This window comes from Variovorax sp. AC103 (assembly GCF_979254005.1).
Map to the genome: position 1 here is coordinate 41,397 of NZ_CEEDFC010000017.1, position 25,450 is coordinate 66,846.

Here is a 25,450-nt window from a genome sequence, read left to right on the forward strand (position 1 = left end):
TTTTCACTTTCCACGCCCTTTTCCCCATGCTCCATATCGCCCCGCGCCTGCAGCGCATCAAGCCTTCGCCCAGTTCGATGGCCGGCCAGAAAGCCCGCGAACTTCGCGCCCAGGGCCGCGACATCGTCAGCCTCACCGCGGGCGAACCGGACTTCGAGACCCCGCAGCACATCAAGGAAGCGGCCAACCGCGCCATGGCCGAAGGACGCACGCGCTACACCGACGTGGGCGGCACGCCCGAGCTCAAGCAAGCCGTGGCGCACAAGTTCCGCACGGAGAACGGCCTGGACTACAAGTCCGACGAGATCATCGTCGGCACCGGCGCCAAGCAGGTGATCTTCAACGCACTGATGTGCACGGTCGCCAGCGGCGACGAGGTGATCGTTCCCGCGCCCTATTGGGTCTCGTACCCGGACATCGCGCTGCTCGCCGGCGGCGTCCCGGTGTTCGTGGACTGCCCGGCCGAGCGGGGCTTCAAGCTGCAACCCGCGGACCTGGAGCGCGCCATCACGCCGCGCTCGCGCTGGCTGGTGCTGAACTCGCCCAACAACCCGAGCGGCGCCACCTACACGCGCGAAGAACTGCTCGCGCTGGCAGAGGTGCTCAAGCGCCACCCCCAGGTGTGGGTGCTGACCGACGACATCTACGAACACCTGGTCTACGAAGACCGCCGGTTCGCCACCATCGCCCAGGTGGCGCCCGAGCTGAAAGAGCGCACCCTCACCGTCAACGGCGTCTCCAAGGCCTATGCCATGACGGGTTGGCGCATCGGCTACGGTGGCGCGCCGGCCGCGCTGGTGAAAGCCATGGTCAAGCTGCAGTCGCAAAGCACGTCGGGCGCCAGCTCGCTCGGCCAGGCCGCCGCCGTGGCGGCACTGACGGGCCCGCAGGACTTCATCGCGTCCAACAGGAACGTCTTCCGGCAGCGCCGCGACACCGTGGTGGCCGCGCTCAACGCGATCGACGGCATCCGGTGCCATGCGCCCGAAGGCGCGTTCTACGTGTTCGCCTCGTGCAGCGCCCTGTTCGGGTTGTGCACGCCGGGCGGCACGGTGCTGCGCAGCAGCGACGACTGGATCATGCATCTGCTCGACGCGCAGGACCTGGCGGCCCTGCAAGGCAGCGCCTACGGCGTGCCCTCGCACTTTCGCCTTTCGTTCGCCGCCTCGACCGAACACCTGCTCGAGGGTTGCCGCCGCATAGCGCAGGCGCGCGCCCAACTCGTTGCCTGACCTCATCGCTCCCTTCCACCTCACCTCAAGAAGCGCCCATGAACACGAGATCTTTTCTGAAACTGCTGCCGCTGCTGACGCTCATGGCACTGGCGAAGGGCGGCGGCGCGCAGGCCGCCGACGCCTTCCCCAGCAAACCGGTGCGCATCGTCGTGGGCTTCGCGCCCGGCGGCTCCAACGACATCGTGGCGCGCCTGATCGGCCCCAAGCTCGCCGAAGGACTGGGCCAGCAGGTGATCATCGACAACCGCCCCGGCGCGGGCGGCAACATCGCCGCGTCCGCGATGCTGTCCGCGCCGGCGGACGGCCACACGCTGGTGATGTGCACCACGGGCACGCTGTCGATCATGCCGCACCTGCTCAAGAGCATGCCGTTCAACACCGACACCGACATCGTGCCGGTGACGCAGGTGGCCAACGCGCCCTACCTGCTGCTGGTGAACGCCGAGCTTCCCGTGAAGAACGTGAAGGAACTGATTGCCTACGCCAAGGCCAAGCCCGGCGTGATCAACTTCGCGTCCTCGGGCAACGGCACGGGCGGCCACCTGGCCGGCGAAATGCTGAAGTCGCGCGCCGACATCGACATCGTGCACATCGCGTACAAGGGCACCGGCCAGGCCATGTCTGACCTGCTCGGCGGCCAGGTCGCCATGATCTTCGACCAGCCCGTCAGCTCCATGTCGTACGTGCGCTCCGGCAAGCTGCGCGTGCTGGCCGTGGCCAGCAGCCACCGGCTTTCGAGCTTGCCCGACGTGCCCACCGTGTCGGAATCGGGCGTTGCCAATTTCGAACCCGTGACCTGGACCGGCCTGTGCGCCGCCAAGGGCACGCCGGCGGCAGCCATCGAGCGCATCCAGCGCGAGACCGCCAAGGTGCTGGCCATGCCCGACATCGCGCGGCGGATGACGCAGGACGGTCTGGAGCCGGTAGGCAGCACACCCGAGCAGTTCCGTGCGTTCCTGGCCGCCGACCGGCGCAAATGGGGCACGGTCATCAAGGACGCGAACATCAAGGCCGAATGAACATGACCGCACTTGCCGAACCCGATGTGCTGCGCAACTTTCCGCGGCCGCCCGCCGACGTCGTCGCCTCCGCCGCGAAGTTCGCGCCGGCCATCCTGGCCGACGTGGCCGGCCGCCGGGGCGCCCTGCACGGGCGCATCGCCGCGCTGCACCCGGCCATGCGCTTCGCGGGCACCGCCTTCACCGTCGAGGTGCGGCCCGGGGACAACCTCATGATCCATGCCGCCATGGCGCTGGCGCGGCCGGGCGACGTTCTGGTGGTGGACGGCAAGGCCGACCAGACCAGCGCGCTCATGGGCGAAATCATGATCAGCGCCTGCCGGCAATTGGGCCTGGCCGGCGTCGTGGTCGACGGCGCGGTGCGCGACAGCGACGTGCTGCGCGACCTTGGCTTTCCGGTGTTCTGCTTCGGCACCAACCCCAACGGCCCGACGAAGAACATTCCGGGCCGCATCAATCACCCGGTCAGCGTGGGCGGCGTGGTGGTGCGCCCCGGCGACTTCATCAGCGGCGACGCCGACGGCGTGGTGGTGGTCGAGCGTGAAAAGATCGAGGCCCTGCTGCCGCTGGCGCAACAGAAGGTGGCGGACGAAGCCCGGCGCATCGAGGCCATCGGGCGGGGCGTCACCAGCGCCCCCTGGCTGGAGGCCGCGCTGCAGCGCGCGGGCGTGCTGGCCGCGGGCGAGAAGCTCTGAACGCCCGGCCGACGGACCGGCCGACCGTGGCGGTCAGCCCAGCATCTTCTCGATGACCTTCCAGTGCGCGGGCTCCACCGGCGTGATCGACAGCCGGTTGCCCTTGCGCAGCACCACCAGCTCGGCCAGCTCGGGCTTTTCGCGCAGCTCGGGCAAGGCCAGCAGGCGCGTCTTGCGCAGCGCCTGCACGTCCACCAGCAGCCAGCGCGGATCGTCGGGCTTCGACTTGGCGTCGTAGTACGGCGACTTCGCATCGAACTGCGTCGGGTCGGGCTTCACGCCAGAGGCCACGCGCGCGATGCCGGCGATGCCCGGTTCCGGGCAGCTCGAGTGATAGAACAGCACGCCGTCGCCGACGGCCATGCCGTCGCGCATGAAGTTGCGTGCCTGGTAGTTGCGCACGCCCGTCCACGCCACGGTGGCGCCGGGCGCGGCGAGCGCATCGTCGATCGAGACCTCGTCGGGCTCGGACTTCATCAACCAGTAGTTCGGGGAATGGGTGGGCATGGTCCCGTCATGGTGTCACATAGTCCGACACCACCACCCACTTGCCGTCCTTGATCTGCGACAGCCGCGACTGGTCGTTGCCCAGGCGCTTGGTGGCGGTGTAGGTGCTCTTCGGGCTGCCGAACATGTCGGGCTCGAAGGTGATGCTGTCCATCGCCTTGATGAAGCTGTCGGTCGTGAGGTTGGGGCCGGCCTTGGTCGCCGCCTTGATGAACGAATCGACGATCACATAGCCGTACACCGAGAACACCGTCGGGTCTTCGTTGAACTTGGTCTTGTACTTGTTGGCCCAGAAGCGCAGCGGCTGCGACTGCTCGTCGGTGTAGGGGTTCTGCACGGTCATGGTGGCGTACACGCCGTCCATCGCCTTGCCGCCCAGCTTGTGGATGAGGTCGGTGTAGGCCGCGCTGGAGCCGATGAAGGTCGGGTTGAAGCCCGTCTTGCGCGCCTCGCCCACGGTGCCGATGGTCTCGCGGATGATGGTGCCCAGCACCACGAGGTCGCAGCTGGCGGCCTTCATCTTCGCGACCTGCGAGCTGAAGTCGGTGGCGCCGCGCTTGAACGAGGTCTTCTCGGCCAGCTCCATGCCCGCGGCCTTCAGGCCGGCCTCGGCGCCGCGCTGCACCTCCAGGCCGAACTCGTCGTCCTGGTAGATGGTGCAGACCTTCTTGGCGCCCTTGTCCTTGATCATCTTGGGCAGGGCCAGGCGGATCTGGTCGTAGTAGGTGGCGGCGAACGAGTACTTCAGCCGGTTCAGCGGCTCGTACATTTCGCGCGCCGCGGTGATGGGCATGTAGTTGATGATGTTCTTGTCGAACTGCACCGGCATCGCCGCCATGTTCTGCGCCGTGCCGATGTGGCCGGCCATGATGAAGATCTTTTCCTGGTTCACCAGCTTCTGCGCCGCCAGCACCGCCTTCTTCGGGTCGTAGCCCGAGTCCTCCACGAACAGCTTGAGCTTGCGCCCGTTCACGTCGCCCTGCTCGTTGAGTTCGTCCACGCGCAGCTGCATGCCGTTGCGCGCCTGCTTGCCGAAGCCCGCCAGCGGACCCGACAGGTCCTGGATGGTGCCGATGCGGATCTCGTCCTTGCTCACGCCCTGCTGCTGCGCAAACGCGTGCGTCGCGACCAGGCCCCCCACGGCCAGCGTCGTCAGTGTCTTGAGCTTCATGCGGTTGTCTCCTCGGGTTGACGAAAAAAACAGGCCGGCGACGTCACCGGTACATGGCGTCGATGCGCTCGGCGTACTTGGTCTGCACCAGCTTGCGCTTGAGCTTCATCGTGGGCGTGAGCTCCTCGTCCTCGGCGCTGAGCTGCGTCTCGAGCAGAAAGAACTTCTTGATCTGCTCGACGCGCGCGAACCTGGCGTTGACGCGGTCGATCTCGCCCTGGATCAGGTCCTGCACTTCGCGCGTGCGCGTCAGGCTCTCGTAGTTGCTGAACGGCACGTCGTTGTCCTGCGCGAACTTCTCGACGTTCTCCTGGTCGATCATGACGATCACCGTGAGGTAGGGCTTCTTGTCGCCGATGACCACGGCATCGGTGATGTAGAGGCTGAACTTGAGCTCGTTCTCCAGCTCGCTGGGCGTCACGTTCTTTCCCCCCGCCGTGATGATGATGTCTTTCATCCGGTCGGTGATGCGGAAATACCCGTCCTCGTCCATCACGCCCACGTCGCCGGTGTGCAGCCAGCCGTCGGCGTCGATGGTCTCGGCGGTCTTCTCGGGCAGGTTGAGGTAGCCCATGAAGACATTGGGGCCGCGCACCAGGATCTCGCCGGTGGCGGCGTCGATGCGCACCTCGTTGTAGCCCGTGGCCGGACCGATGGAGCCGGGCTTGATGCGGCTGGCCGGCACCGCGGTCGAGGCGCCGCACGACTCGGTCATGCCCCACACCTCCAGCATGGGCACGCCCAGGGCCAGGTACCACTTCACGAGTTCGGGCGAAATCGGCGCCGCGCCGGTCACCAGGAAGCGCGCGCGGTGAATGCCGATGAGCTTGCGCGCGTTGTCCAGCGCCAGCACCCGCGCCAGCCTGAACTTCAACTTGAGCGCCGCGCCCACGGGCTCGCCCGCCAGCACGCGCGCGGCAATCTCCTCGCCCACGCCGATGCTCCACCGGTAGGCGGCCTGCTGCAGCGGGCCGGCTTCCTTCAGCGCGATCATCACGCCCGAATAGAACTTCTCCCACACGCGCGGCACGGCGGTGAACACCGTAGGCGCGATCTCGCGCACGTTCTCCGGCACCGTCTCGGGGTTCTCGACGAAGTTGAGGATGGAGCCGGTGTACATGGCGAAGTACTCGCCGCCCATGCGCTCGGCGATGTGGCACAGCGGCAGGAAGCACATGCGCTCGTCGGTCTCGTCCTGCGCAATGAGCGTGTTGTAGCCGCGCGCGGTGTACACCAGCCCGGCGTGGCTGTGCATCGCGCCCTTGGGCTTGCCGGTGGTGCCCGAGGTGTAGACCAGGATGGCCAGGTCCTCGGGCCGGCAGGCCGCCACGGTGCGCTCGACGCACTGCGGGTCGGCGGCCAGCCGCGCGCGGCCGAGGGCGCGCAGCGCGTCCAGGCTCATCACGGCCGCATCGTCGAGCTCGCGCAGGCCCTCCATGTCGAACACCACGATGCGGCGCAGGCCCGGCAGGCCGGCGCGCACCTCGAGCGCCTTGTCGAGCTGCTCGTCGTCTTCCACGAAGAGCACGGTGGTGCGCGAGTCTTCGCAGAGGTAGTGCACCTGCGAAGCCGCGTCGGTCGGATAGATGCCGTTGGACACGCCGCCGCAGCTGAGCACGGCCAGGTCGGCGAGCACCCATTCGATGACGGTGTTCGACAGGATGGAAGCGCACTCGCCGGGCACGAAGCCGATGGCCTGCAGGCCGGCCGCGATCTCGCGCACGGCGTCGGCCGTCTGGTGCCAGCTCCAGGTGCGCCAGATGCCCAGCTCTTTTTGCCGCATCCAGACGGTGTCGCCGCGTTGCTTCACCGCGTTCCAGAACATGGCGGAGAGGGTGTCGCCGGGCACGACGACGTCGAGCCGGGGGGCGAAGGTGTCGAGGTCCCAGAGTCCTTGCATGGCGGCTATCTCCAGGTCTTCTTCTTTTTCCAGCGCCGCTCGCCGCGCACGCCGTCGTCCTTCACGCCGAGGTAGAACTCCTTGATATCGTCCTTCTCCCTCAGGCGTTCGCAGGTGTCTTCCATCACGATGCGGCCGTTCTCCAGCACATAGCCGTGGTCGGCTGCGTTGAGCGCCATGTTGGCGTTCTGCTCGACCAGCAGGATGGTGGTGCCGCGCTCGCGGTTGATGCGCACGACGATCTCGAAGATTTCCTTCGTCAGCTTGGGGCTCAGGCCGAGGCTCGGTTCGTCGAGCAGGATCAGGTGCGGTGCGGCCATGATGGCGCGCGAAATCGCAAGCATCTGCTGCTGGCCGCCGGAGAGCAGACCGGCGTCCTGCGTGGCGCGCTCCCTGAGGATCGGGAAATAGGTGTAGACGGTCTCCATGTCCCGTGCCACGCCGTCGCGGTCCTTGCGGGTGTAGGCGCCCATCAGCAGGTTGTCCTTCACCGACAGCAGCGGGAACACTTCTCGGCCTTCGGGCACGTGGCTGAGGCCCTGCTGCACGATGTAGGCCGGGTCCTTGGCGGTGATGTCCTTGCCCTGGAACTCGATGCTGCCTTTTCGGGGGTCGATGATTCCGGAGATGGTCTTGAGGATGGTTGTCTTGCCTGCGCCGTTCGAGCCGAGCACCGTCGCTATTTCGCCCTGTCTTACTTTCAGGCTCACACCCCGGATGGCCTTGATGGGGCCGTAGGCGCTTTCCACGTTCAGGAGTTGGAGGACTGCGTCGCTCATTTCACGGTTCCCTCGGTCGGGGAGCGGCGTTGGGGCACCTGTCCCTTGCGGGCCGACGTCACCGGCCCTTCGGGCTTCCCTGCGCTGCTCACGACGGGCGGGGTCTCGCAGAACTCGCTTCGCTCAAACAGCTGCGAGCCCTGATCCGCCCGTCGCTGCGCTGCTCGGCGGTGCCTCAACGGCCCGCAAGGGACAGGTGCCCCAACGCCGTGGACACGCACAGGGCGAACACTCCACCGCCGGAGCCCGGTGTGCGGTGCGGCGTGGGCGCCCCCTCTGTGCCGCTGAGGAGCGCAGCTTTCCGCGGACAAGGGCCCGCCCTTGTTTGAGCGAAGCGAGTTTGGGCGGGACCCCGCGGAAAGCGAGCACCGCAAGGGAGCCCGAAGGGCCGGCATAGTGGGGGCGACTGCGCCGCACCGCATACCGGGCGTCTCCAAAGAGGTAACGAACGAAGCATTCACGCCGCCACCCTCCTCAAGCTGCTCACGTCGTCCACGGTCCCCAGGTAAGCCTCGACCACTCGCGGATCGGCTTGCACCTCCCCAGGAGACCCGGTAGCCAGCACCTCGCCCATGTTCATGGCAAGCACGCGATCAGACACCTTGGAAACCAGCGACATGTCGTGCTCGACCATCAACACCGACACCCCCAGCTCATGCTGGATGTCCTGGATCCAGAACGCCATGTCCGCCGTCTCCTCCACGTTAAGCCCCGACGATGGCTCGTCGAGCAGCAGCAGCTTGGGCTCGGTGCACAAGGCACGCGCCAACTCGACCACCTTGCGCACGCCGTAAGGCAAGCCCGCCACCATCGAATCGCGGTGATGCTGCAGATCGAGCAGCTCGATCACCTGCTCCGCCTTCTCGCGCGCCGCCATCTCTGCACGCCGCGTGGCGGGCGTGAAGAACACCTCGCTCCAGAAGCCCGTCTGCCGGTGCGTGTGACGGCCGATCAGCAGGTTGTGCAGCACCGTGGCGTGTTCGAACAGCTCGATGTTCTGGAAGGTGCGCGCAATGCCCAGCGCGGCAATCGCATGCGGTGCCTGCTGCGTCAGCGCGATCGGCCCGCGCGCTTCGCCGTGCCACGTAATCTCGCCCGTGGTCGGCGTGTAGATGCGGCTGATCAGGTTGAACACCGTCGTCTTGCCCGCGCCGTTCGGGCCGATCAGCGTGAACACCTCGCCGCGGCGAACATCGAAGCTCACCTTGTTCACCGCGAGCACGCCGCCGAAGCGCACGCTCAGCTCCCGGGCCGAAAGAAGAATGTCGTCGCTCATCGCAACCGGTCCGACTTGGCGAAGGACTTCTGCCGCTTGAACAGGCCCTTGCGGTAGAACGGAAAGAGCTGCAGCCAGGTGCGGATCTTCAGCCAGCGACCGTACAGGCCCAACGGCTCGAACAGCACGAACGCGATCAGCACCAGCCCGTACACCAGCCCCTGCAACCCCGGCGCCTGCCCCACGACCGCCGGCAGCCAGTCCTTGCCCATCGAGATGAGCTGCGGCATCGCAATGAGAAAGACCGCACCCAGGAACGCACCGTGCACCGAGCCGAGCCCGCCGATCACCACCATCAGCAGCAGGTCGATCGACTGCAGGATGCTGAACTGGTCGGGCGAGATGAAGCTCAGCTTGTGCGCGTACAGCGCACCGCCCAGCCCCGCGAGCGCCGCCGAGATCGCGAACGACATCGTCTTGTAGCGCGCCAGGTGAATGCCCATGCTCTGCGCCGAGATCTCCGAATCGCGGATCGCCACGAAGGCGCGCCCCGTGGGCGAGCGCAGCAGGTTCAGGATGCCCAGCGTGCTGAGCACCGCCACCACCAGGCACAGGAAGTAGAAGCCGTCGCCAGAGCCCAGCGACCAGCCGAAGAGCTGCGGCGACTTCACGTGCAACCCCGCGTTGCCGCCCGTCACGCTCTCCCACCGCGCGAACACCTCCTCGACGATGAAGCCGAACGACAGCGTCGCGATGCCCAGGTAGATGCCCTTCACGCGCAGCGCGGGCAACGCGACCACCACGCCCACCGCCGCCGAGAGCGCCGCCGCCGCGATCAGCGCGAGCGGAAACGGCACGCCCAGGTTCGTCAGCACGCCTTGCGTGTATGCACCGGTGCCGAGGAACGCCGCATGCCCGATGGAGAACTGCCCCGTGAAGCCGGCCAGCAGCATCAGGCCCAGTCCGACGATGCCGTAGATCAGCACGAAGGTCAGCTGCGCCAGCCAGTACTCCTCGATGATCCACGGCGCGGCAATGAGGAACGCGACGAGCAGGCCGTACCAGAACACATGGCCGCCATGCCGCGCGAGGCGGATGTCCTGGTCGTAGCTGGTCTTGAAGATGAAGCGCATATCAGGTCCGCCGCCGGGCCGCCCCAAGGCGGACCTGCACCCCCTCGGGGGGCAGCGAGTACACGAAGCGACGAGCGTGGGGGCGCATCTTTTTAGACCTTCTTGCGCAGCTTTTCGCCGAACAGGCCGTTGGGCTTGATCATCAGCATCAGCAGCACCACGATGTACGGCGCCGTGTCCTTGAAACCGTCGGGCAGGTAGAAGCCCGCGAACGACTCGACGATGCCGATGACCAGCCCACCGACGATGGCGCCCGGCAGGCTGCCGAAGCCGCCCACCACCGCGGCCGGAAAGGCCTTCAACCCGATGAAGCCCATGTTCGCGTGCACGAAGGTGATGGGCGCGAGCAGCATGCCGGCAATCGCGGCGACGGCGGCCGCCAGCCCCCACACCAGCCCGTTGAGCCGCTTCACCGGAATGCCCATGTAGTAGGCCGCCAGCTGGTTCTGCGAAGACGCCTGCATCGCGATCCCCAGCTTGCTGTAGCGGAACATCGCGAACAGCAGGCCGCACAGGATGGCCGTGGCGATGATGATCGCCAGCTGCTCCAGGTTGACCACCAGCTCGCCCAGCTTCCAGATCTGGTCCTTGTAGGGCACGGCCAGCGTGTGGGTCTCGGTGCCGATGCCCGGCACCATGGTGATGAGGCCGCGCGCCACGTATGCGATGCCGATGGTCAGCATCACGATGGTGAACTGCGGTTGCCCCAGGATCGGGCGGATCACCACCAGCTCCAGCAGCACGCCGAAGGCCGCCATCGCCACGATCGCCAGGATGGCCGCAAGCCAGAACGGCAGGCCGAACAGCGACATGCCCGCGAACGCCCCGAAGGCGCCGAGCATCATCAGGTCGCCCTGCGCGAAGCTCACGGTTTCGGTGGCCTTGTAGATCAGCACGAAGCCCAGCGCGATCAGCCCGTAGATGCAACCTTGCGCAATGCCCGAGAGCAGGAGTTGAAGGATCTGCATGGGGCTCGTCTTCCTGCGCTCAGTGCCTGAAGCCGCCGGCCGCGTCGTGCAGCGCCAGGCGGCGCGAGCCGGCCAGGATGTCGCTGGGTTTCAGGCCGTACACCTGGCGGATCGAATGGCTGAAGTGCGTCGAGTCGGGGTAGCCGGTGTCCAGCGCAATGTCGGTCAGCGTGCTGGCCTGGCGCACGTAGCGCAGCAGGCTGCGCGCGCGCTTCCAGGCGCGGAACGCACGGAAGGCCATGCCCGTCTCCTGCTTGAACAGGTGCAGGAAGCGCGAGAACGACAGGTGCACCGAGGCCGCGCAGTCCTCGGCCGACATGGGGGCGGCGGGGTCGGCGTTGATGGCGTCGGCCACCTTGCGTATGCGTGCATCGAGCATGCGCGGCGCGAGGCTTTCGCCGAAGAACATCGCATCGAAGTCGAAGCCCTCGAAGTCGGTGCCGCGGCCCGAAGCCGCCAGCAGGTGCGCATGCGCATCGCGCACACGCTGCACGAAGGCCGGTGCCTCGACCGGGCCGCAGTGCTGCAAGAAGGCGGGCATGCGCGCCGGGTCGACCGACTCCGATTCGATGAGCAGGCTGAAGATGAGCGGGTGCGCGCTCTCCACCTGGTGCGGCACGTGCGGGGGCACCACGATGAGCTCGCCCGTCTGCCAGGCGCCGCCGCCGATGCGGATGCGGTTGAGCGGCGCGCCGGCGGGCGACACGCACACGCCGTGGCCGCCCATCGTGCGCTCGGCTGCCGCGCCGAGCAGGCCTGCATAGAACACGCGGTGCGGCGTGAGCCACATCAGGCGTTCGCCCTGCCTTGCGGCGCCGCTCGGGGGCGGCGTCGTCCTCGTTCGCTGCATGGTTTGTCTCCTGCAATCGGTGGACTGCCACGCTGCGGTGGCGTCTGGGTTGGCTGGATCGTAGCGGCGCGGGCCGCTCGCGCGATATCGATTTGCGCGGGGACTTTCCCTAGGCCTGCGCGAACGCGCGCCGCAGTTCCGAGGCACACAGCGCGACCGCGGTGTTGGCCTCGTCGAGCACCTTGCCCATGGTGATGAAGCCATGGATCTGGCGCTCGAAGCACACGTACGCGGCGTGGTTGCCGGCGGCGGTGAGCGCTTGCGCATACGCCGCGCCTTCGTCGCGCAGCGGGTCGTAGCCGGCGGTGATCACCAGCGCCGGCGGCAGCGCCGACAGGTCGGCGTGCAGCAGCGGCGAGGCGCGCCAGTCGAGGTCGTGCGCGGGCTCGGTGATGTAGTGGTCGTGAAAGTACGCCATCGTGTCGCGGGTCAGCAGGTAGCCCTGCCCGTTCGCCTGGTGCGACGGATGGCCGCGGCGCATGTCGGTGGCGGGGTAGATCAGCAGCTGGTACATGAGGGGCAGGTCGCCCGCATCGCGCGCGGCGATCGCCACCACCGCCGCGAGGTTGCCGCCCGCGCTGTCGCCGCCCACGGCCATGCGGCTCGCGTCCAGCCCCAGCGTGGCGGCCTCGCGGCGCACCCAGCGGGTGGCGGCGAGCACGTCGTCCACCGCGGCGGGAAAGCGGTGCTCCGGCCCCATGCGGTAGTCGACCGCCACCACCGCGCAACCGGCGCCGTTGGCCAGCTCGCGGCACAGCACGTCGTGCGTGTCGAGGTCGCCGATGACCCAGCCGCCGCCGTGGTAGTACACCAGCACCGGCAGCGGGCCGGCGCCCGAACCCAGGGGCCGGTACATCCGCACCGGGATGGGGCCGTGCGGTCCGTCGGCGGCAAGGTCGCGCACCTCGGCCACTTCGGCGGGCAGCGGTTGCGTGGCGGTGCGGCGCTCGCGGTAGAAGGCCCGCGCGTCGGCGGGCGAGAGGGTGTGGGTCGGCGGAATGCCGCGCGCCTCGATGAAGTCGAGCAAGGCGCGCGCCTGGGGATGCAGCATGGTGTCTCCGGGAGGGGCTGGTGGGTGTCCCTCGATCTTCCCGCACCATGCCCGCGCCGTTGCGGCGCGGCTTGCGAAAACTGGCTACCCGCCTGCGGTGCGCGGGTTCATCCTTAGCAACCGCAGTGCGCGATCAGGCCTTGCGCGGCTTCACCCGGGATGCGGCTTCCTTGGCGAGCTTGCGTGCGGTGTCGGTGTCGGCCGCATGCACCAGCGCCACGCCCATGCGGCGCTTGATGAAGCTCTCGGGCTTGCCGAACAGGCGGATGTCGCTGCCGGGCACCTGCAGCGCCTCGGCCACGCCGTCGAAGGCGATGCCGGCGGCGTCCACGCCGCCGTAGATCACCGCGCTGGCGCCCGGGCTCTTGAGCGAGGTGTCGACCGGCAGGCCGAGGATGGCGCGCGCATGCAGCTCGAACTCGTTCTGCCACTGCGTGGCCATGGTGACCATGCCGGTGTCGTGCGGGCGCGGGCTGACCTCGCTGAACCAGACCTCGTCGCCCTTCACGAAGAGTTCGACCCCGAACAGGCCCTGGCCGCCCAGGTCGGCCGTGACGGCCTGCGCGATCTGCTGCGCCTTGTGCAGCGCGGCGGGCGCCATGGGGTGCGGCTGCCAGCTTTCCACGTAGTCGCCGCTCACCTGCACGTGGCCGATGGGGTCGCAGAACTTCGTTTCCACGGCGCCCGCGCCATCCTGGGCGCGCACGGTCAGCAGCGTGATCTCGTAGTCGAAGTCGATGAAGCCCTCGACGATCACGCGGCCGTGGCTCACGCGGCCGCCGGCCATGGCGTAGTCCCAGGCCTTCTGCACGTCGGCCGGGCCGTCGATCTTGCTCTGGCCCTTGCCGGAGCTGCTCATCACGGGCTTCACGATGCAGGGGTAGCCGATGCCGGCATCGATGGCGGCCTGCAGCTCGGCCAGCGAGTCGCAGAACTTGTAGGGACTGGTGGGCACGCCCAGCGTCTCGGCGGCCAGGCGGCGGATGCCTTCGCGGTCCATCGTGAGGCGGGCGGCGCGGGCGGTGGGAATCACGCGCACCGCGCCGGCGTCTTCCAGCTCCTGCAGCGTCTGCGTGGCGATGGCCTCGATCTCGGGCACCACCAGCGTGGGCTTCTCGGCCTCGATCAGCGCCTTGAGCTGCGCGGGGTCGCTCATGGTGATGGTGCGCGCGTGGTGCGCGACCTGCTGGCCGGGCGCGTTCTCGTAGCGATCCACCGCGATGGTCTCGACGCCGAGGCGCTGCAGGGCGATCAGCACCTCCTTGCCGAGTTCACCGGAGCCGAGCAGCATCACGCGGGTGGCGGAGGGGGAAAGGGGGGTGCCGAGGGTGGTCATGGTCGGAAGTCGGGAAGAGAGAGGAGAGGAGAGGGGAAAAAGCAACCGCAGGACTGTAAGCCACCCACGCGCCGGCCGTGTCACACGCGGCAACGGCGCGGCCATGGGGCTGATTCACAATCGACGGCTTGCCGTGGCACCGCCGCGCGCCCCCCTTTTTTTTGTTTCTTCAAGGAGTTTTCTCATGGCTATCCAGACTGTCGGCATCATCGGCGCCGGAACAATGGGCAACGGCATCGCACAGGCCTGCGCGGTGGCCGGCGTGAACGTGGTGATGGTCGACATCGCCCAGGCGGCGGTCGACAAGGGCCTGGCCACCGTGTCGGGCAGCCTCGACCGCCTGATCAAGAAAGAGAAGCTCACCGCCGAGCAGAAGACTGCCGCGCTGGCGCTGATCAAGGGCTCGACCAACTACGACGACCTGAAGGGCGCGCAGCTGGTCATCGAGGCGGCCACCGAGAACCACGCGCTCAAGCTCAAGATCCTGAAGCAGGTCGACGAGCTGCTGGCGCCCGAAGTGATCATCGCGTCGAACACCTCGTCGATCTCCATCACGCAGCTGGCCGCCGCCACCTCGCGCCCCGACCGCTTCATCGGCATGCACTTCTTCAACCCGGTGCCGATGATGGCGCTGGTGGAGCTGATCCGCGGCTACCTCACGAGCGACGCCACGCACGACGCGGTGAAGGCGCTGGCCGTGACGCTGGGCAAGTCGCCCATCACGGTGAAGAACGCGCCGGGCTTCGTGGTCAACCGCATCCTGGTGCCGATGATCAACGAGGCCTTCTTCGTGCTGTCCGAGGGCATTGCCACGGCGGAAGACATCGACGCCGGCATGAAGCTGGGCTGCAACCAGCCCATCGGCCCGCTGGCGCTGGCCGACATGATCGGCCTGGACGTGTGCCTGGCGGTGATGGAGGTCTACCTCGAGCAGTTCGGCGACTCCAAGTACCGCCCCTGCCCGCTGCTGAAGGAAATGGTCGCTGCAGGCCAGCTGGGCCGCAAGACCGGCCGCGGCGTCTACACCTACTGAGCACCTGCCGAGCCGCACGACAAGAACAACCCGGAGACAAAAACACCATGACCGCCACCCCCACCTCCCCGCCCGCCGAAGGCTGCATCGACACCCAGGTGCTCGACCACGTGCTGCTGATCGGCATCAACCGCCCGGCCAAGCGCAACGGCTGGACGCCGCCCATGTTCAAGCAGCTGGCCGAGGCCTACACCCGGCTGGACGACGACCCTGCCCTGCGCGTGGGCGTGCTGCATGCCTTCGGCGACCACTTCACGGCAGGCCTGGACCTGCCCGCGGTCGCCGAATACATGAAGCGCGGCGAGAAGGCCATTCCGCAAGGGCTGGTCGAGCCGCACGACTTCGGCCTCGAGGGCTACCGCCGCCGCACCAAGCCGATGGTGGTGGCCGTGAAGGGCATCTGCTTCACGGTCGGCATCGAGCTGATGCTGGGCGCGGACATCGTGGTGGCGGCCGACAACTGCCGCTTCTCGCAGATGGAGGTGCAGCGCGGCATCATGGCCACGGGCGGCGCCACGCTGCGCATGGCCGAGCGCGCCGGGCTGGGCAACGCGATGCTGCACCTGCTGACGGCCGACGAGTTCGACAGCGCCGAGGCCTACCGCCTGAACTTCGTGCAGAAGGTGGTACCGGCAGGGCAGGAACTCGACGCGGCGCTGGCCATTGCGCAGCGCATCGCGGCACAGGCACCGCTGGCGGTGGTGGCCACGCGGCTCAACGTGCTCAAGGCCATCGAGCACGGCCCGCTGGCCGCGGTGAGCGAGTTCATCGAGACGCAGAAGCGCCTGTCGAACAGCGAAGACGCCGCCGAGGGCGTGCGCTCCTTCGTCGAACGCCGTCCCGCGCGCTTCAGCGGCCGTTGATCTTCTTTGCTCGAAACAACATGTCCCTTTTCATTCGCACGGCGCTCGCCGCCGCGTTCGCCCTGCTCGCAGTGAACACCTCCAACGCCCAGACACCCGCGCCCGCCGCGCTGCCCGACCCCGCGGCCACCTCGGTCGACGCACTGGGCTGGATGAAGGGCTTTCCGCCCCCGCCCGACAAGCTCGTCACCTTCGACAACCCGGCCGGCGGCGTGTTTCCGCGCACGCGCTGGAGCTTCTCGCACGTGCGCGAGACGGTACCCACGGCCAACGTGTGGCGCGGCAGCGGCGCGGCCAGCCCGCTGCCGTCCGCCACGCCGCGCATCCAGATCGAGGCCGTGACCTTCAAGCCCCTGGGCAGCGACCAGACGCTGAACTTCGCCCAGATGATCTCCGGCACCTACACCGACGGCATCCTCGTGATGCACCGCGGCAAGGTGGTCTACGAGAAGTACTTCGGCGCGCTCACGCCCGAGCGCCCGCACATCGCGATGTCGGTCACCAAGTCCTTCGTGGGCACGCTGGCGGCCATCCTCGCGGACGAAGGCAAGCTCGACCCCGCGGCCCTGGTCACCCGGTACATCCCCGAGCTGAAGGACACCGCGTACGGCGACGCCACCGTGCGCCAGGTGATGGACATGACGGTCGGCGTGCACTACTCCGAGAACTACGCCGACCCCAAGGCCGAGATCTGGGACTACGCCCGTGCCGGCGGCATGCTGGTGCAGGGCCCGGGCTATGCGGGGCCCAAGTCGTTCTACGAGTTCCTGGCCACGCTGAAGAAGGAAGGCGAGCACGGCGATGCCTTCGCCTACAAGACGGTCAACGCCGAGGTGCTGGCCTGGGTGCTGCGCCGCGCCAGCAACCAGTCGCTGGCCGACCTGCTGAGCGAGAAGATCTGGCGGCGCATCGGCGCCGAGCAGGACGCCTACTTCATGGTCGACCGCATCGGCACCGAGTCGGGCGGCGGCGGCCTGAACACCGTGCTGCGCGACCTGGCGCGCTTCGGCGAGACCCTGCGCAACGACGGACGTGCCTCCAACGGGCAGCAGGCCATCCCGAAGGCGGTGGTGCAGGACATCCAGCGCGGCGGCGACCCGGCGAAGTTCGTCAAGGCCGGCTACCCGCTGCTGCAGGGCTGGTCGTACCGCGACATGTGGTGGGTGTCGCACAACCCGCACGGCGCGTACATGGCGCGCGGCATCCACGGCCAGAGCATCTACGTGGACCCGAAGGCCGAGATGGTGATCGTGCGCTACGCGGCGCACCCGGTGGCGGCCAACGGCGCCAACGACCCGCTCACGCTGCCCGCGTTCCAGGCGATGGGCGAGGCGCTGATGCGGCCCTGAGCCGCAGGCGGTTCAGGCGGCCGCCCGTTCGCGGGCGATCACCAGCAGCCCGTCCATGATCAGGCTCTCGACCAGCTCGAAGTGCCCGTTCATGACGGGCGCCATCTTCCAGCCCGCGCCGCCGGTCATGTAGCAGGCCGGCTCGGCGCCGCAGTGCGAGCGCACGTGCTGCACCATGCGCTCGACCGCGCCGGCAATGGCATAGGTGCCGCCGCTGGTGAGCGCGTCGCTGGTGTTGGTGGGAAATTCGCGCACCTCGCCGGTCGGCACATGCAACCCCGCCGTGCCCGACTCCAGCGCGCGCAGCATGATGCCGTGGCCCGGCAGGATCAGCCCGCCCAGGAACTTGCCGTCGGCGTCGATGGCCTCGACCGTCACCGCGGTGCCGATCATCACCACCACCATCGGCAGCGGCGGGCCACCGGCCTGTTCGGCCAGCATGCGGTGGCGCGCGCCGATCATGGCCACGAAGCGGTCGGCGCCCAGGCGCGTGGGGTGGTCGTAGCCGTTGACGATGCCGGCCTCGCCCGCGCTCGGCATTACCCAGCGGGGCGTGCAGTCGAAACGCTCGCCGATCTGTTCTTCGGCGCGGCGGCGCACCGCGTCGCCGGCCACCACGCAGCCCAGCATGGACGCGGGCGCCGGCAGGTCGGCCCAGGGGCCTTCGGCCAGCCGTTCGATGTGGTCGAGAAATTCGGCGCCCTGCGCCTGCAACGCGGCACCGGGGCGGGCCGAGTCGTAGAGCGCCCATTTGAGGCGGGTGTTGCCGATGTCGATGGCGAGGAAGGGGGAAGACATGCGCGGGATTATTGCGACTTTGTGCCCGGCCCTGCCGGCGGGCTGGTCGCATACGCGGCATGGGCCTACGAGCGGGCACCGCGTTACGCGCCTACATTCGACTTTCAAAGGCTTCCACCTTCCATCCACCACGGCACAAGGAGAACACCATGGGATTGCTCAGCTTCATCAAGGAGGCCGGTGAAAAACTGTTCGGCGGATCGTCGGCCCACGCCGCCACCCCGGACGCACCGGACGCGAACACGGCCGCAGCGGCGGCCATCAAGACCTACATCGAGACCCAGAACCTCGGCCTCACCGCGCTTGTGGTGACCTACACGGCCAGCAGCGGCGTGGTCACCCTGGCGGGCAACGCGCCGTCGCAGGAAGCCAGCGAGAAGGCCTCGCTGGCCGCGGGCAACGTGGCCAACGTGACCAGCGTCGACAACGACCTGGTGGCCCCGGCCGCGCCGCCCGCGCAGTACCACGACGTGGTGCGCGGCGACACGCTGTCGGCCATCTCGAAGAAGTACTACGGCGACGCCAACAAGTACAACGCGATCTTCGAGGCGAACAAGCCGATGCTGAGCAACCCGGACAAGATCTATCCGGGGCAGAAGCTGCGGATTCCGCCGCTGAGCTGACGCACGCTCAGTTGTCTTTGCAAGGGCCTGCCGGGAGATCGGTGGGCCTGTTTTGTTTCTGCTGTGTGTTTTTGACGCTGCTGTTCGGGGCGCGAGCGGCAAGTCATCGGAGCCTGAGCTTTTGCGCGGCCAGACCAATGCACCGCATTTGATGCGGCAGGCCTTGTTGAATGTCGCCTTATTAGCAACAATCGTCGCCTAATGAGCAACGACCCCCCCCTGATGGACCTGCTGTTCCCCGCCGCGCGGCAGCGCGTGCTGGCGGTGCTGCTGCTGCAGCCGCAGTCGGCCTTTCATCTGCGGGAGCTTGCGCGACTGACCGACAGCCATGCGGGCACGCTGGCGCGAGAAGTCGACAAGCTGGCGCGCACCGGCCTGCTGCTGCGCAGCGAACAAGGCAATCAGGTGCGTTACAACGCCAACACGCGCCACCCCCTGTTCGAGGATCTGGCGGCACTGTTTCGCAAGACGCATGGCGTGGTGCCTGCCGTGCGCGAGGCGCTGGCGCCGCTGGATGCGCAGATCCGGTTGGCGCTGGTGTTTGGCTCGGTGGCGCGCGGCACGCCCTCGCCGGGCAGCGATGTGGACCTGCTGGTGTTGGGCAGCGTGGATTTCATGACGCTGGCACAGGCGGTGTTTCCTCTGCATGCGGCGCTGGGTCGCGAGGTGAACACGGTGCTCTACACACCCGAGGAGTTTGCGCAACGCGCGCGCAGTGGCGACGCATTCGCGCGCGACATACTGGCCAAACCAAAATTGCTTGTGAAGGGAGGAGCCGATGAGCTTGCAGAACTTGCTGGCGATCGGGCGGCTGCAGGCCCACCAGCCTGATGCCGCGGGCATCGCCAAACTGCGTCAGGCGGCGCGGCGAAATCTGGCCGACGCGCATATTGCACAACTCAGCACCGACAACCGGTTCGATGCGGCCTACAAATGCATCATGCAATGCGCGATGCTGGCTTTGTGGGCCAACGGTTACCGCACGTCCACCAGCCAACCCGGCCACCATCAGACGGCCATACAGAGCCTGGGCCTCACGATGGGCGTGGCGCAGCCGGACATCATCGTGCTCGATGCGCTGCGTCGGCAACGCAATGTGAGCGACTATGAAGGCGACCCGGTTTCCACCGCCACGCTGCAGGCCTGCATCGACCAAGCCACGAAATTGCTGGCCGGCGCCGAAAACTGGCTCCGAGCCCATCGCCCCGATCTCCTGACCCCGCCATGAGCGCGTACGCGATGGGCTGAAGGACATCCTGCCCGGCCCTGCACAGCTGTACGAGGCGCTGCGCGCATGGTCAAGCAGCGCAGACGCAAGGCCGTCGGCCTCGCAGCAGACGCGCGTTCAGTTCTGCTTCCAGGGCAGCCCGCGCTTGCGCCAGCCTCCGACCTGCCCCCGGTGCCCGTGTTCGTCGGGGTTGCCCTCGAAGCCTTCGAGGATGTTGTAGGCCTCCACACCGAGTTCGGTCGCGCGCCTGGCAGCGGCCACGGAACGCACGCCGCTGCGGCACAGCAGCACGACCTTCCTGCCATCGGCAGCCGCGGCGCGCACCCCGTCGTCGAACGCGGGGTTCATCGCCATGCCCGGCCACTGCTTCCAGGCCAACGGCACGCCGCCCGGCACGTAGCCGACCCATTCGCGTTCGGCGTCGGTGCGCACGTCGACCAGCACGGCCTCGCCGCTGGCCATCCACTGGGCGGCCTGCTCTGGCGTCACGTCGCCGGCGTAGCCCTTGTTCTCCACGGGTTCTGTCATCTCTTTGCTTTCTTGCAGTGCGGGTGTCAACCATCGGGGTTTTCACCGCTTCGTGAAAACCCTGGTTGCCACTCTACAAGGAGGGCCCGGCGGCCAGCAACCCGGCGCGCCGCATGCCTTCGCGCAGGGCCTGCGCAACGTCGGGCTTCGTCGGGTTCCGGGGGTCCAGCGAGCTTGCATCGCCGGCGGCCGACCTGGCGACGATGGTGTCGGCCTGGGCGTCCCGCAGCCGCCGCAGGTACAGGTCGAAGGCCTCGTGGAAGCCGAGCGGAAGCATCTGCACGCCGTCCTGCATGCCCTCTTCGTCCCTGCGGTAGCGCGGCCCGGGGTAGAACGCCGACTTCCATTCGACACGCACCGTGACGCCCCCGGCGCACACCACGCGGGCACCGACGAACACCGCACCGTCGGCAAACATGCGCAGTTCGCCGTGCGCCTCGAAATGCCTGGACTCCTGGAAATCTTCAGTGCCGTTCCCATGGTCCATTTTTTTCCCCCTCTTCCCCTCCGGCGACGTGGCGCAGGTCCAGTGGTGCGCGAGCACCCTCGGTGTGTGACAGGCTCATGCGCGGAGCCTAGGTCCATCGGCACCGCAGCGCCACGATAGAAATTCGATCTGGAGCACGCGATTCCGGCTGCAACGGATTCAAAAACTATCGTGGCATCGCGCGGCCACATCGACGGTCACATCAGCGCCGCCGCTCCACATACGGCCGCGCCTGCAGCAGCACGATGCGCTCGCCCACCGTCGCCCACTCGATGTCCTGGTCCACCGCTTGGAAGGTGCGCTTCACCGCCGCACCCACATTGGCGAGCCGCACCACCAGTTCGTCGGTCAGCACGTTGCGCCCCGCTTCGACCGGCACCTCCTTCACGCCGCCGTCCTTGTCGAGCTGCAGCGCCGTGTCTTCCGCCGACCGGCTCAACACCTGCACGGCCTTCGACCAGCTCGAATACATCACCTGCTCCGCCACACGCTGCCCCTCGACCACGCGAATGCCGATGCCGCGCTTGGCCGAAATGTAGGTGACGTGCGGATGGCCCGCGTCGAACGGGTCGCGCGTGATCATCACGCCGGCGTTGGTGGCGTCGATGGCGGTCTGCACGAACACGCCCATCCGCACCGTCTCGGCGCCGAAGCCCGCGGCGCTGCGCGCCTCCCAGGCCTCGGGGTTGAACACCGAGGCCCAGACCTTCTTCACCGCCGCTTCGAGCCCGTCGCCGGTCTTGACGTTGGGCACCGTGGTGTAGAGCCCCGCACCGCTGAAGCCGGGCAGGTCTTCGGAGTTGGACGAACTGCGAACGAACACCCCGCCACCGCCCAGCTGCGACTGCCACGCGGCGCGCCATGCGGCCGCGGTGGGCGCGTCCACCGGCCACTGCACGATCTCGTCGCGCAGTTGCGCCAGCGCCTTCTGCCGCTGCTGCGGGTCGCTCGAAAAGCCCGGTTGCTGCTGCATGCGCGCGATGCGCCCGGCCAGGCCGTGGGTGCGCATGAAGCGCTCGTAGTGCGCGAACGGAATGCAGAAGCCGTCGGGCACCGACGTGCCCGCAATGTGCGCGGCCTGCAGCGCGCCGAGGTTCGCGGCCTTCACGCCGCATTGCGCGCTGTGGCGTGCGCGCAGCGCGGCCAGCGGCAGCAGGCGGGTTTCGCGCAGGTCGGGCTGGATGGCGCGCGCGCTGCCGGGCACCGCCCCGGTGGCGGCCGCACGCGCGGCACGCGGCGGCAGCGCGGCAACCTCTTCGGGCGTGAGCCGGCGCACCTGGTAGCCCGAGGCCGCCACCTTCAGCGCCACCCACTGGCCGGCGTGTTCTTTCAGCACCGTGGCCGCGTCGCGCACATAGGCGTTCGGAATGCCCCAGCCCTTGGCCAGCAGGTTGACGTGCGACAGCGCGGTCGACGCGCGCTCGGTCAGCACGCCGGCCACCGGCGGCAGGTTGATCGGCACCTGGCGCAGCACGGCGATGTCGTCGGGCAGCAGTGCATTGAGGCCCGAGGGGTCGTCCACGATGCGCACGCGGCCGGTCGCGGTGCCCAGGTTCATCGGCAGGTAGGGCTGCTCGCGGATCAGCGCCTCCTGGCTCACGAAGTCGATGCCGGTTTCTTTCGCCACGCGCTCGTGCAGCGTGGAGTTGGTCTTGAACTTCACGGGCGCGAAGAAGCTGGCCTTCACCTGCGCGTCGGCCTGCCGCAGCAGCGCCGCGGTGAGCCGGTCGCCTTCCCAGAACTCGTAGGTGAAGCTGCCGATGTTCTGCTGCCAGCTCAGCGTGCCGAACAGGAAGCGGCGCTCGGGCACGAGGTAGTTGCGGTCGATCTCGCGCTTGACGGTGTTCGGCACGAGCCGCGTATCGCGCAGGAAGCGCACATGCAGCTGGTAGCGCGGCGTGTCGATGTAGTGCATGCGCGGCGGCCTGGCCTGCCGGTCGATGGCGAACAGCACGTGCGCCAGCTGCATCGGCGTGCCGGGGTCGTAGACGCGCGCCAGCCGGTCGAAGTCGCCCTGGCTGCGCAGCGCGGGCAGCGACGACGGCACCGACGGGCGCGGCACCGGCTGCGCGGCGGGGCCCTCGGGTTGCGGCTGGTTCTGCTGCTGGTAGTAAGAGGGCTTGCGCGCAAGTTGGGCGGCAGCGGGCGTGGCCGCCCACATGGTGGCAAGCCCCAGGCACAGCGCCATGGCGCTCCTGTTTCGGGAGCGCCATAGGGCCAATGGACGGGTGTTCTCGTTATTTTTCATGGAAGTTTCCTCCTTGCCACCGGTGGGCAACGGCAGCGGATTCTCGCGTGCCGCAACGCCGGCGCGCCCCACGCGCCGCCGCGCAAGCCCCGCCGGCAACGCCGCCTTCGGCCCGCCGCTACAGTCGTCGGCCTAGGAGCAAGCTTTCATGCGCACATTCGACTTCGATCTCTTCGTCATCGGCGGCGGCAGCGGCGGCGTTCGCGCCGCGCGCATGGCCGCGCAGACCGGCGCCCGCGTCGGCCTGGCCGAGGCCGCCGACCTGGGTGGCACCTGCGTCAACGTGGGCTGCATTCCCAAGAAGCTCTACAGCTATGCCGCAGGCTACGGCGAAGCCTTCGAGGAAGCCGCGGGCTACGGCTGGACGCTGCCCCAAGCACCGAACTTCGACTGGGCGCACCTGAAGAAGCAACGCGCCAAGGAGATCGGCCGGCTCAACGGCATCTACGGCTCGCTGCTGAAGAATTCGGGCGTCACGCTCATCACCGGCTGGGCGCAGCTCATCGACGCCCACACGGTGGAAATCGACGGCAAGCGCCACACCGCGAAGCACCTGCTGGTGGCCACCGGCGGCACGCCCTTCGTGCCCGACATTCCGGGCCGCGAGCACATCGTGACCTCGGATGCGATGTTCGACCTCGAGCCCTTCCCCAAGCGCCTGCTGGTGGTGGGCGGCGGCTACATCGCCTGCGAGTTCGCATCGATCTTCAACGGCCTGGGCGCCAAGGTGACGCAGCTGCACCGCAGAGCGCACCTGCTCACCGGCTTCGACGACGACGTGCGGCAGTTCGTCGCCAACGAGATGGGCAAGGCCGGCGTGGAGATCCGGCTCAACTGCGAGGCTGCATCGGTCGCGCGCAGTGCGCACGGCGGGCTCACCGTCACGCTGGCGCGCGGCCAGCAGGTGGAGGCCGACACGGTGCTCTTCGCCACGGGCCGCGTGCCCAACACCCAGGGCCTGGGCCTGGAGGCCGCGGGCGTGAAGCTGAACGACAAGGGCGCCATCGCGGTCGATGCGCACTACCGCACTTCGGTGCCGTCGATCTACGCGGTGGGCGACGTGTCCACGCGCGTGCAGCTCACGCCGGTGGCGCTGGCCGAGGCGATGGTGGTGGTCGACGAACTGTTCGGCAAGGGAAAGCGCCGGCTCGACTACGAGTTCATTCCCACGGCGGTGTTCACGCACCCGAACATCGGCACCTGCGGCTACAGCGAGATCGATGCGCGCGCGAAGTTCGGCGAAGTGACGGTGTTCTCCAGCGAGTTCAAGTCGCTGCGCCACACGCTGTCGGGCAGCAGCGAGCGCACCTTCATGAAGCTGGTGGTCGACAAGAAGAGCGACCGCGTGGTCGGCCTGCACATGGTGGGCGCGGATGCGGGCGAAGTGGTGCAGGGCTTTGCCGTGGCGATGCGCGCGGGCGCCACCAAGGCGCTGTTCGACAGCACCATCGGCATCCACCCGACGGCTGCGGAAGAGTTCGTGACGATGCGCGAGCCGATGCCAGGCTAGGCACGAACTGCCTGCTGCTTGCCTTCGAGCAGCTTCACCAGCACGAACAGCACGCGGTTGGCGGGCGTGGCCACACCCAGTGCCTCGCCGCGCCGCACGACCAGCCCGTTGAGGTGGTCGATTTCGCTGAGCTTGCCGCGCGCCAGGTCCTGCGCGGTCGATGAATATTGCGAGGGCATGGTCTGCGGAATGCCGCGCACGGCGGCGTCGGTGTCGCCGACCACCTCGATGCCTTCGGCCTTGGCCACGGCCAGGCATTCGGCCACCACGTCGCGGACCACGTCGGTCACGCCGGTGCCCTCGATCAGCACGCCGTAGGGCAGCTGCGCGATGGCCGAGAGCGCGTTGTAGGCGCAGTTGAGCGTGAGCTTGGCCCAGAGCGCGCCGCGCACGTTGCTCGAAAGCTCCGTGGGCACGCCGGCCGCGATCAGGTGCCGCGCCACTTCGTCGCTGCGCCGCGACGGCGCGATCACCAGCTCGCCGCGGCCGTGGTGCTTCACATGGCCCGGCCCCGCCATCTCGGTGGCCACGTAGACCACGGCGGCCGCCACCTCGTTCGACGCCAGCACCGAACGCACGCGCGCGTCGTTGTCCACGCCGTTCTGCAGCGTGAGCACCAGCGCACCGGGCGCGAGGTGCGGCGCGATCTGCGCGGCGGCCGCTTCGGTGTCGGTCGACTTCACGCAGAACAGCACCAGGTCGGCGCCCTGCACCGCGCCGGCTTCGGTGCTTGCGGCGAGCGGCACGTGTTCGTCGAAGGCCCTGGTTTCCAGGCGCAGGCCCTTCGCCTGGACGGCCGCCACATGCGAAGGCCGCCCGATCAGCACCACCTCGTGGCCCGCGCGCGCCAGCATGGCGCCGTAGTAACAGCCGACTGCGCCGGCGCCCATCACTGCGACTTTCATCGGTTCGACCCTTTGGAT

At 68.2% G+C, this 25,450-nt stretch carries 25 protein-coding genes; 10 read left to right on the forward strand and 15 right to left on the reverse strand.

The features are described 5' to 3' along the window. Positions 1–26: 26 nt before the first annotated feature. Genes AC0IYU_RS23060 through AC0IYU_RS23070 form a run of 3 tightly spaced genes read left to right on the forward strand, consistent with a single transcriptional unit; the run spans position 27 to position 2,949 of the window. Entirely contained in the window at positions 27–1,232 is a 1,206-nt protein-coding gene (locus tag AC0IYU_RS23060; protein WP_472121447.1) for a pyridoxal phosphate-dependent aminotransferase, read from the forward strand. A gap of 38 nt (positions 1,233–1,270) precedes the next feature. After that, positions 1,271–2,254, forward strand: coding sequence for a Bug family tripartite tricarboxylate transporter substrate binding protein (locus tag AC0IYU_RS23065; RefSeq protein WP_472121450.1), 984 nt, complete (start codon positions 1,271–1,273; stop codon positions 2,252–2,254). A gap of 2 nt (positions 2,255–2,256) precedes the next feature. Continuing rightward, positions 2,257–2,949, forward strand: a complete 693-nt coding sequence (locus tag AC0IYU_RS23070) for an RraA family protein (protein ID WP_472121453.1) — start codon at positions 2,257–2,259, stop codon at positions 2,947–2,949. Between the two features lie 33 nt (positions 2,950–2,982). On the opposite strand, the gene AC0IYU_RS23075 is transcribed toward AC0IYU_RS23070, so the two are convergent. The 10 genes from AC0IYU_RS23075 to purT form a co-directional block, all read right to left on the reverse strand. After that, entirely contained in the window at positions 2,983–3,456 is a 474-nt protein-coding gene (locus tag AC0IYU_RS23075) for an EVE domain-containing protein (RefSeq protein ID WP_472121456.1), read from the reverse strand. A 7-nt stretch (positions 3,457–3,463) separates the two neighbouring features. Further along, entirely contained in the window at positions 3,464–4,627 is a 1,164-nt protein-coding gene (locus tag AC0IYU_RS23080; RefSeq protein WP_472121458.1) for an ABC transporter substrate-binding protein, read from the reverse strand. A 43-nt stretch (positions 4,628–4,670) separates the two neighbouring features. Then, the gene (locus AC0IYU_RS23085) at positions 4,671–6,527 is read right to left on the reverse strand and encodes an AMP-dependent synthetase/ligase (protein WP_472121461.1); all 1,857 of its coding nucleotides are present in this window, start codon (positions 6,525–6,527) and stop codon (positions 4,671–4,673) included. A gap of 5 nt (positions 6,528–6,532) precedes the next feature. After that, a complete protein-coding gene (locus tag AC0IYU_RS23090) occupies positions 6,533–7,306 on the reverse strand; it encodes an ABC transporter ATP-binding protein (protein ID WP_435437651.1) in 774 nt (257 codons plus the stop codon). 457 nt (positions 7,307–7,763) lie between these two features. Next, positions 7,764–8,582 (reverse strand): ABC transporter ATP-binding protein, encoded by an 819-nt coding sequence (locus AC0IYU_RS23095; RefSeq protein ID WP_472121464.1) that lies wholly within the window; start codon positions 8,580–8,582, stop codon positions 7,764–7,766. Next, positions 8,579–9,655, reverse strand: coding sequence for a branched-chain amino acid ABC transporter permease (locus AC0IYU_RS23100; RefSeq protein ID WP_472121467.1), 1,077 nt, complete (start codon positions 9,653–9,655; stop codon positions 8,579–8,581). Before AC0IYU_RS23100 ends, AC0IYU_RS23095 begins: the two co-directional genes overlap by 4 nt. Positions 9,656–9,747: 92 nt before the next feature. Further along, a complete protein-coding gene (locus tag AC0IYU_RS23105; protein ID WP_435437648.1) occupies positions 9,748–10,623 on the reverse strand; it encodes a branched-chain amino acid ABC transporter permease in 876 nt (291 codons plus the stop codon). A gap of 19 nt (positions 10,624–10,642) precedes the next feature. Then, positions 10,643–11,473 (reverse strand): helix-turn-helix domain-containing protein, encoded by an 831-nt coding sequence (locus AC0IYU_RS23110; RefSeq protein ID WP_472121470.1) that lies wholly within the window; start codon positions 11,471–11,473, stop codon positions 10,643–10,645. A 109-nt stretch (positions 11,474–11,582) separates the two neighbouring features. Further along, positions 11,583–12,524, reverse strand: coding sequence for an alpha/beta hydrolase (locus AC0IYU_RS23115; protein ID WP_472121473.1), 942 nt, complete (start codon positions 12,522–12,524; stop codon positions 11,583–11,585). Positions 12,525–12,657: 133 nt separating this feature from the next. Further along, a complete protein-coding gene (purT, locus tag AC0IYU_RS23120; RefSeq protein ID WP_472121476.1) occupies positions 12,658–13,860 on the reverse strand; it encodes a formate-dependent phosphoribosylglycinamide formyltransferase in 1,203 nt (400 codons plus the stop codon). 184 nt (positions 13,861–14,044) lie between these two features. On the opposite strand from purT, the gene AC0IYU_RS23125 reads away from it, so the two are divergent. The 3 genes from AC0IYU_RS23125 to AC0IYU_RS23135 are packed head-to-tail and all read left to right on the forward strand — an operon-like array spanning position 14,045 to position 17,105. Further along, positions 14,045–14,893, forward strand: coding sequence for a 3-hydroxybutyryl-CoA dehydrogenase (locus tag AC0IYU_RS23125; RefSeq protein ID WP_435488074.1), 849 nt, complete (start codon positions 14,045–14,047; stop codon positions 14,891–14,893). A 47-nt stretch (positions 14,894–14,940) separates the two neighbouring features. Continuing rightward, positions 14,941–15,756: a crotonase/enoyl-CoA hydratase family protein gene (locus AC0IYU_RS23130; protein WP_435488073.1), complete on the forward strand. Its 816-nt coding sequence runs from the start codon at positions 14,941–14,943 to the stop codon at positions 15,754–15,756. 20 nt (positions 15,757–15,776) lie between these two features. Continuing rightward, a complete protein-coding gene (locus AC0IYU_RS23135) occupies positions 15,777–17,105 on the forward strand; it encodes a serine hydrolase domain-containing protein (protein ID WP_472121479.1) in 1,329 nt (442 codons plus the stop codon). Between the two features lie 12 nt (positions 17,106–17,117). On the opposite strand, the gene AC0IYU_RS23140 is transcribed toward AC0IYU_RS23135, so the two are convergent. Next, complete coding sequence (locus tag AC0IYU_RS23140; RefSeq protein ID WP_472121482.1) at positions 17,118–17,903, reverse strand: type III pantothenate kinase; 786 nt, start codon at positions 17,901–17,903, stop codon at positions 17,118–17,120. Between the two features lie 149 nt (positions 17,904–18,052). Between AC0IYU_RS23140 and lysM the strand changes: the two genes are divergently transcribed. The 3 genes from lysM (at position 18,053) to AC0IYU_RS23155 (ending at position 19,754) form a co-directional block, all read left to right on the forward strand. Continuing rightward, the gene (lysM, locus tag AC0IYU_RS23145) at positions 18,053–18,526 is read left to right on the forward strand and encodes a peptidoglycan-binding protein LysM (RefSeq protein ID WP_472121485.1); all 474 of its coding nucleotides are present in this window, start codon (positions 18,053–18,055) and stop codon (positions 18,524–18,526) included. Between the two features lie 222 nt (positions 18,527–18,748). Next, a complete protein-coding gene (locus AC0IYU_RS23150) occupies positions 18,749–19,357 on the forward strand; it encodes a nucleotidyltransferase domain-containing protein (protein ID WP_472121488.1) in 609 nt (202 codons plus the stop codon). Beyond that, a complete protein-coding gene (locus tag AC0IYU_RS23155) occupies positions 19,305–19,754 on the forward strand; it encodes a DNA-binding protein (RefSeq protein ID WP_435488069.1) in 450 nt (149 codons plus the stop codon). Before AC0IYU_RS23150 ends, AC0IYU_RS23155 begins: the two co-directional genes overlap by 53 nt. Before the next feature lie 117 nt (positions 19,755–19,871). Here the strand turns inward: AC0IYU_RS23155 and AC0IYU_RS23160 are convergent, their stop codons facing one another. From AC0IYU_RS23160 to AC0IYU_RS23170, 3 genes are all read right to left on the reverse strand, one after another. Then, positions 19,872–20,282, reverse strand: coding sequence for a rhodanese-like domain-containing protein (locus AC0IYU_RS23160; RefSeq protein WP_435488068.1), 411 nt, complete (start codon positions 20,280–20,282; stop codon positions 19,872–19,874). A 73-nt stretch (positions 20,283–20,355) separates the two neighbouring features. Then, positions 20,356–20,769, reverse strand: a complete 414-nt coding sequence (locus tag AC0IYU_RS23165) for a hypothetical protein (RefSeq protein WP_472121490.1) — start codon at positions 20,767–20,769, stop codon at positions 20,356–20,358. 202 nt (positions 20,770–20,971) lie between these two features. Further along, on the reverse strand, positions 20,972–23,017 hold the full coding sequence (locus AC0IYU_RS23170; protein WP_472121492.1) for a PEP/pyruvate-binding domain-containing protein: 2,046 nt from the start codon (positions 23,015–23,017) through the stop codon (positions 20,972–20,974). A gap of 148 nt (positions 23,018–23,165) precedes the next feature. Here AC0IYU_RS23170 and gorA point away from each other — a divergent pair, with 148 nt between their 5' ends. Next, entirely contained in the window at positions 23,166–24,527 is a 1,362-nt protein-coding gene (gorA, locus tag AC0IYU_RS23175; protein WP_472121495.1) for a glutathione-disulfide reductase, read from the forward strand. Here the strand turns inward: gorA and AC0IYU_RS23180 are convergent. Beyond that, the gene (locus AC0IYU_RS23180) at positions 24,524–25,432 is read right to left on the reverse strand and encodes a ketopantoate reductase family protein (RefSeq protein WP_472121498.1); all 909 of its coding nucleotides are present in this window, start codon (positions 25,430–25,432) and stop codon (positions 24,524–24,526) included. The two genes, gorA and AC0IYU_RS23180, sit on opposite strands and share 4 nt — an antisense overlap. Between the last annotated feature and the right edge of the window lie 18 nt (positions 25,433–25,450).